Source organism: Streptomyces sp. NPDC001348, assembly GCF_053597535.1.
Window position 1 is genome coordinate 1 of record NZ_JBSFIK010000083.1, and the last position, 5,289, is coordinate 5,289.

General features: G+C 71.7%; 5 protein-coding genes and 2 pseudogenes. 4 read left to right on the forward strand and 3 right to left on the reverse strand.

Annotated elements, in window-relative coordinates; translation table 11 throughout:
• Together ACWC21_RS41165 and ACWC21_RS41170 are read right to left on the reverse strand one after the other, a co-directional pair.
• Window positions 1–169, reverse strand: a pseudogene (locus ACWC21_RS41165) (butanol dehydrogenase); the annotation flags it as partial.
• Between the two features lie 379 nt (window positions 170–548).
• A complete protein-coding gene (locus ACWC21_RS41170) occupies window positions 549–959 on the reverse strand; it encodes a hypothetical protein (RefSeq protein WP_450889951.1) in 411 nt (136 codons plus the stop codon).
• Between the two features lie 649 nt (window positions 960–1,608).
• On the opposite strand from ACWC21_RS41170, the gene ACWC21_RS41175 reads away from it, so the two are divergent.
• Both ACWC21_RS41175 and ACWC21_RS41180 read left to right on the forward strand, forming a co-directional pair.
• Entirely contained in the window at window positions 1,609–1,815 is a 207-nt protein-coding gene (locus ACWC21_RS41175) for an amino acid permease (protein ID WP_450889953.1), read from the forward strand.
• 50 nt (window positions 1,816–1,865) lie between these two features.
• A pseudogene (locus ACWC21_RS41180) lies at window positions 1,866–2,126 on the forward strand (ornithine carbamoyltransferase); the annotation flags it as partial.
• Between the two features lie 204 nt (window positions 2,127–2,330).
• Here ACWC21_RS41180 and ACWC21_RS41185 read toward each other — a convergent pair.
• Entirely contained in the window at window positions 2,331–4,016 is a 1,686-nt protein-coding gene (locus ACWC21_RS41185) for a SulP family inorganic anion transporter (RefSeq protein WP_450889958.1), read from the reverse strand.
• Window positions 4,017–4,274: 258 nt separating this feature from the next.
• On the opposite strand from ACWC21_RS41185, the gene ACWC21_RS41190 reads away from it, so the two are divergent.
• Together ACWC21_RS41190 and ACWC21_RS41195 are read left to right on the forward strand one after the other, a co-directional pair.
• A complete protein-coding gene (locus ACWC21_RS41190) occupies window positions 4,275–4,907 on the forward strand; it encodes a hypothetical protein (RefSeq protein ID WP_450889954.1) in 633 nt (210 codons plus the stop codon).
• A gap of 161 nt (window positions 4,908–5,068) precedes the next feature.
• Window positions 5,069–5,289: universal stress protein (locus ACWC21_RS41195; RefSeq protein WP_450889956.1), on the forward strand; the 221-nt coding region annotated here is incomplete at its 3' end.

Genomic DNA, 5,289 nt, shown 5'->3' on the forward strand with positions numbered 1-5,289 from the left:
AGGCGTTGCCGAAGGCCATGCCGGCGATGGTGCCGGCGTTGTGCATCTTCTCCCGGGCGTCCGACCGTACGGCGCGGTCGTTCACCGCGGCTTCGGCGTTCTCGAAGATCAGCCGGATCGCGTGCAGGGCCAGGCCGTCGGTGAAGTCGTTGGCGTAGACGGACACGTAACCTGCTCCTGGGGCAGGGCGTCGTTGTCGGCGAGTGCCTTCAGGCCATTCGTGACCAGTCGGTCCACGGCGACGGCGATGTCGGACGGCGCGTCCGCAGCTGCTGTTGCCTGGGTTCCGGCTTCATGGCGGGTCATTGGGGAGCGCCTCCGTAGACGAGAGCCGTCGGCGGTGGCCGACGGCGTGCGGACGGGAGCGGCAGCGCGGGGATCGGTGCCGCTCACGCCTTCACTGTCGTCCTGCCCGGTCCCCGCTCCCAGGTGCCGATGGTCCCTTCCGGGGGCTGACCGGCACTGGCCCGGCCTGGCCGAGCAGCCCCCTCGCCGAGGGGCGGGGACATCACCCTTGGGCGAAGGGGAGCGGCTGCCCGGCAGCGGGATCACGACGGATGCTGATCGCGGCCGCTGTCGGTACGGCCGCCACGCCACGGGGGAGGAGTGGCCGACCTGCGAGCTTCCTCCTTGCGGTGCAGGGCACGGTTCAACCGGCTGCGCAGCCGGTCCTGCAGCCGGTCCGCCAGTTCGTGTGCCGTGGCCTCCTGGACGTGGACGACCACGAGGGCGTTACCGACGACCAGCTCGGCCCCCGCGGACCAGGGCCGCCCGACGTGGTGAGCGGCCGCCCGGGCGACCCTCACCGCACCGCTCACGGCTGGGACCCCTGGCCGGCTGAGGACCGCTTCGACCTTCTCCCGGACATAGGCGACGGCTTCCTCGTCCGCAGCGCCCTCCACGCGCACCTCTACGGCGACGATGCCGGTGGCGTGGCTGTCGGTGTCCTTGGCAGTCATGTGGTCCACTCCTTGTGAGATCGTTTGCGCTGCGGGTCCAGACTTCTGCGAGTACCGGCCCTGGCCCAGGGCTGTCGGGCCCCAGCGGCGGGGCCGTAGGACCTTCACCCGGGCGGGCCCCGGATGCGGCGGTGCGGTTCCTGTCCGGTTCGTGGGCCTCCCGGGAGCCGACCGCAAGCAGGATCCGAGTCTCTGCCCAGGGACGACGGCAGCGGATGTCCTGGAGGCTCCTGGGGCTCAGGGGAGACCGCCCCGTTTCGAGCGAGCCGTGAGGACGTGGCACCGCCGGCCGGTTGACAGCGCTTCTTCACGGCCGGTCGCAGCTCCTGCCCTCGATAGTCGAGTCCGGCATGGTGCCGGCGATCGGGCTGAGCGGACCATGCCGTGGGCCGAACGGCCCTGTCCTGGTGCCTGTGGCCGTCGGGCGCGGGCGAGTTGGGCCGGCCGGGCCCGCTGCACCGGAACCATCGGCGTGACCCGCGGGCCGTGCGGCCGCTGACCGCGGCCGACCGAAGCGCAGAAGGATCAGTCGCGGATCGAGTCACCCCAGTGACCTGGAGAAGGAGCACAGCCATGCCAGGAATCGAAGGAGACGGAAGGGGGACGGCGCCCACGGCGGCGCTCGGCCTTTCCCGTCGCCTCCGCTCTCGTGATCGGCAGCATCATCGGCACCGGAGTCTTCGCACTGCCCTCCGCCCTCGCCCCGTACGGGCCGATCGCCCTGGTCGCGTTCATCGCCGTCACCTTCGGTGCGCTCGCGCTGGCGATGACCTTCGGGGCGCTGTCGAAGCGCGTTCCGGCGAGCGGCGGGCCGTACGTCTACGCTCGCGAGGCCTTCGGGGAGTTCGCCGCATGAGCTGCCCCATCGAAGGTGACCCGGCCGCCTGACCCCCTGAGGACCCCATCATGACCATCGATCTGAGAGGCCGCTCCTACCTGAGCGAACTCGACTTCACCGCCCCCGAGATCCACCGTCTCCTCGATCTCGCCGCCGGCCTGAAGGCGGCCAGGCGCGCCGGCACCGAACAGCCACGGCTCACCGGCAAGCACATAGCGCTGATCTTCGAGAAGACCTCCACCCGCACCCGCTGCGCCTTCGAGGTGGCCGCCGCCGACCAGGGCGCCCGCACCACCTACCTCGGCCCCGGCGACACGCATATCGGCCACAATGGTTTCCCGGCCGGGTCCACGGGGCCCAAGGCCGAGGCGGCTGCCCGCTTCGTCGAGCACACCGGCGGTCTCGCCGCGATCGGCGCCCTGGACGCCGCCCACGAGATCGTCCACGGCAGGTCGGGCACGCTGATCCGTCCGGACCTCACCGTCGGGTGACGGCGGGACGGCCGCTCGCCGTGACATCCCCACGACCGGCTCCTACCGCTCGCTGCACCACTCGCGGTAGGCGGCCACCGCGGTGGGCAGCGTGGGGAAGACGAGGTCCGAACCCACGGAGTCCGCCAGGCCGTACGCCCGCAGATCGTTCAGCAGGTCCTGCTTGACCCGGGCCAGGGCGAACACGACGCCGCGTCGGCCGAGTTCGTGGCGCAGTTCGTCGACCGCGTCGAGAGCCGTGATGTCGACCTCCACGTTCGCCTCGGTGTTCAGTACGAACCAGCGCACGGGCACGCTCTGTCCGTCGACGGCGGCCAGGGCCCGGCGCCGGAAGTCCTCCGCGTTGGCGAAGAACAGCGGCGAGTCGTAACGGTAGACCAGCAGGCCAGGGATCGTGCGGGCCTTCGGGTAGTCGTCGATGTCGTGCATGCCCGCCAGTCCGGGCACCAGCCCTTCGACCGCGTCGTGCGGGCGCGCGACCCGGGTCAGCAGTTCGGCCACCGACAGGCCGACCGCCACGACCACCCCGTACAGGATGTCCAGAGTGAGAACACCGGCCAGGCAGCCCAGGGCGAGGAACAGTTCGCGGCGGCGGAACGACGCCAGCCGGCGGAACCCGGCCAGGTCGATCATGCGAAGGGCCGCGTAGACGACGAGGGCCCCCAGCACCGCCGAAGGCGTCCGGCTCAGCAAAGGGCTCAGGAACAGCAGGACGGCGAGGACCGCCGCGCCGGCCACCAGCGAGTAGCCCTGGCTGCGGGCGCCCGTCGACGCGGCCAGCGCGGTACGGCTGGCGCTGCTGCTGACCGGGAAGCCATGCAGGACGCCGGCGCCCACATTGGCCGCGCCCAGCGCCAGGAACTCCTGGTTGGCGTCCAGAGCGGGCTCGTCGTCGGTGCGCCCGGTGAAGGCGCGCGCAGTGAGGATGAAGTCGGTGTAGGCGACGATCAGGACGCCCAGCGCCGGCAGCACCAGGTGCGGCAGCTCGCCCAGGTCCGGCAGCGCGAGTGAGGGCAGCCCCGAAGGAACCTCGCCGATCACTTCGACGCCGTGCCGGTGGTCGAGGTCGAAGACGGTGACGGCCGCCGTACCGAGGATCACCGCGAGCAGCGGTCCCGGCAGCATCGGCAGGTACCGCTTCACCACGAGCAGGAACACCAGCGCCACGGCGGAGAAGACCACCGTGTCCGCGTCGACGTTCGACAGATGCGTGACGAAGGACCACAGTTGGGCGAAGAACTCGGTACCGCTGGTCCGCGCGCCGGTGAGCCGGGGCAACTGGTCCACCATCATGATCAGGGCCACCCCGGCCAGATACCCGATCAGCACCGGGCGGGACAGCAGGTCCGCGAGGAAGCCCAGCCGCACCACCCGTGCGACCAGGCACAGCAGGCCCACCGTCACCGCGAGGGCCGCGGCCAGTGATGCGTAACGCACCGCGTCCCCGCCGGCGAGCGGGCCCACCACGGTGGCCGTCATCAGAGCGGTCGTCGACTCGGGGCCCACCGACAACAGCCGTGACGAGCCGAACAACGCGTACAGCGCGAGGGCGGGCAGGATCGCCCACAGCCCGGCGACCGGCGGCAGCCCGGCCACACCCGCGTACGCCATCACCTGGGGCACGAGGTACGCCGCCACCGTCACCCCGCTCAGCAGGTCGCCCTTCCACCACGAACGCCGGTAGCCGAGCAGGGAGACGAGGCCGGGCACCGACCGACGCCACCACATCGCACGTCCGCCCGAGTCCTCACCCATGTGCCGCTCCTCTCTGCCTGGGCTCAGCATCCACGGCCGCACGACGATCTGCGACACCCGCCCGGCTCTCCACCTGACCGGTTCTGCCACCTGGCCCAATGAACCCCAAGAGCAGGGACGTTCAGCCCAGCGGAGGGAGACCTTCGGCATCCGGCATGACGTCGGGCATCGGACGAGAGTGGGAGACGTCGAGCAGACGACGCTTCACCCATCCCCGAAGGGACCACCGTCATGGCCGTGCACGAACACCCTCACCGGAGCCCGGGCTTCCACCTGTCGGCCGCCTTCCGTTGGCACCGCACCGGCTCCGGCCCCCGGTCCGCGGTGACGGCACGTCTCGGCACGCGGACCGCGCAGGCTCACGTCCTCGCTTCCCTGCGCCTCCTGACCGGGTTCGTCTTCCTGTGGGCGTTCCTGGACAAGACCTTCGGCCTGGGATACGCGACCGCCTCCGGCAAGGGCTGGATCGACGGCGGATCGCCGACGAAGGGCTTCCTCAGCTCCGTCACCGCCGGGCCGATGGAGTCGACGCTCCACTCCTGGGCCGGAGACACGTGGGCGGACTGGCTGTTCATGCTGGGCCTGCTCGGCATCGGCCTGGCCGTCATGGCCGGTGTGGCGCTGTGGCCGGCCGCGGTGGCGGGCACGGCGATGATGGCACTGATGTGGATGGCCGAATGGCCGCCGGCCAAGCACCTGTCGGACGGCTCGCCGAGCATGTCGACGAATCCGTTCGCCGACTACCACGTGATCTACGCCGCCGCGCTGATCGCCGTGGCGGCAGCGGGCGCGGGCGCCACCTGGGGCCTGGGCCGGCTGTGGGCGCGGCTGCCGATCGTCCGCGACCACACCTGGCTGCGCTGACCCGCGCGCTGCGGGACGGACCTCACCCGGGCCCGTCCCGCCGGCCGCGCGCGGGACCCCTCGCCCCCATGTGAGGACCGGCGGCCCCCGCCCTGAGAATCCCCCGAACACGACGCTGGAATCGGGTCCCCGCCGGGTCACCGATTCAGGAGGTGGAGAACATGCCCCGCACCATCACCGTAGGCCTCGACGGCTCGCCCGAGAGCCGGGCCGCCGCGGAGTGGGCGGCCCGCGAGGCGACGCTGCGCGGACTGCCGGTGAAGCTCGTCCAGGTCTGGGAACCGGTACCGGATCCCATGGCCCAGGCCCCGCTCCTCGGTGCCGAGACGCACCAGCACTGGACCGAGAGGATCCCCCGCGAGACCGCCGAGGGCCTGCGACT